Raw genomic sequence first — 1,326 nt, 5'->3', positions numbered from 1 at the left:
CCAGGTGCTTACCCGTCCAGCTCCGTAGGCCCATGGCGGTGACCGGTGTGCCGATGGCGCGGACGATGTCGCCCGCGCCGATCGCGTCGAGGGCGCCGACAGACGGAGAATCAACCATGCACCGATCACGGGCCGGGGCCGCTGTCACCATGCTCATGGCCGTCCTTCCGTGCCTCGCAGGATGCGGATCGGGGGAGGGATCCTCCGGGGAGCCGGCATCGGAGCGGACCGCGTCGGTCGCCCCGGCCAAGGCTCTCAGCGAGACGGAGCTGGAGCACGCGGCCGTCGCGGGCACCGACCTCGACGGCTATGAAGTGGCGCAGGCTCCCACGGCGACCCGAGCGGCCCACAGAACGGCCGATCCCGCCGCGTGCTCACCCCTCGTCCACGCCGTGGGCACGGGCTCCGTCCACGCCGCCGGCGCGCGCACCGGCCGGAGTCTCACCCTGAAGAAGGCCGGCCCCGGAATCACCCTGAGCCTGTCCTCGTACACGGCCGAAACCGCCTCTCAGGTGATCGGTGAGCTGCGTACCGCCGCGAAGGAGTGCGCGACCTTCAAGGACGTCCAGGTCGACTTCCGTTACGACGCGGTCGAGCTCCGACCCGACCCCGGCTACGGCGACGAGTCTGTCTCCGTGAGGCTCACCCAACTCGCGGCCGTCGACGAGAACGACAAGCCCGTCCGGGTCCCCTGCGCCGTGGTCGCCGTCCGTAAGGGGGCGACGGTCGCCATGTTCTTCACCTACAGCAACCCGAGCCGCCCCTGGGGCAAGGCCCCGGCCACCGTGCCGGACACGGTGGTGAGGGCGCAACTGGGCAAGCTGGACGGGGCGTAGCGGGCCTCGTCGCCACGCCCGGCCGCGCCGCCTCAGGGCAGGCTGAGCACGCAGAACTCGTGGCCCTCCGGGTCGGTGAGGACCGTCCACGGCACATCTCCCTGGCCGATGTCGAGATCGGTGGCGCCGAGGGCCCGCAGCCGGGCCACCTCCGCTTCTTTGTCGTCGCCGGGGTACGGCAGCAGGTCGATGTGGACGCGGTCCGGCACGGTCTTCGCGCCGGGGGTGCGGAGGAGTTCGAGATACGGGCCGACACCCTTGGCCGACCGCAGGGTCGCGTGATCGTCGGCCACCTCGTGCAGGGTCCAGTCCGTCGCCTCACCCCAGAACCGGGCCATGGCCCGCGGATCCACGCAGTCGACCACCACCGCGGCGATCGGACCGGTGTCGCGGTACGTCCGCCGCCCTGGGGTTCACAGCGCAACACGGCCTAGAAATGATCATGCTGATCGTGACGCTTCCCCTGGTTGGCCTAGGAGGCTACGGAGTA

1 protein-coding gene and 1 pseudogene are annotated in these 1,326 nt (G+C 70.9%); one reads left to right on the top strand and one right to left on the bottom strand.

Annotated elements, in window-relative coordinates:
• Positions 1-116 precede the first annotated feature (116 nt).
• Entirely contained in the window at positions 117-836 is a 720-nt protein-coding gene (locus ACWEBX_RS40890; protein WP_451889746.1) for a hypothetical protein, read from the top strand.
• Between the two features lie 32 nt (positions 837-868).
• Here ACWEBX_RS40890 and ACWEBX_RS40885 read toward each other — a convergent pair.
• A pseudogene (locus ACWEBX_RS40885) lies at positions 869-1,240 on the bottom strand (VOC family protein); the annotation flags it as partial.
• Positions 1,241-1,326 lie beyond the last annotated feature (86 nt).

The organism is Streptomyces sp. NPDC005070 (assembly GCF_053600395.1).
This window is presented reverse-complemented; position numbering and strand designations above follow the sequence as displayed.

Excerpts from the sequence above, each read along its gene's own strand:
- ACWEBX_RS40890 (WP_451889746.1), top strand. The coding sequence starts at position 117 with ATGCACCGATCACGGGCCGGGGCCGCTGTCACCATGCTCATGGCCGTC.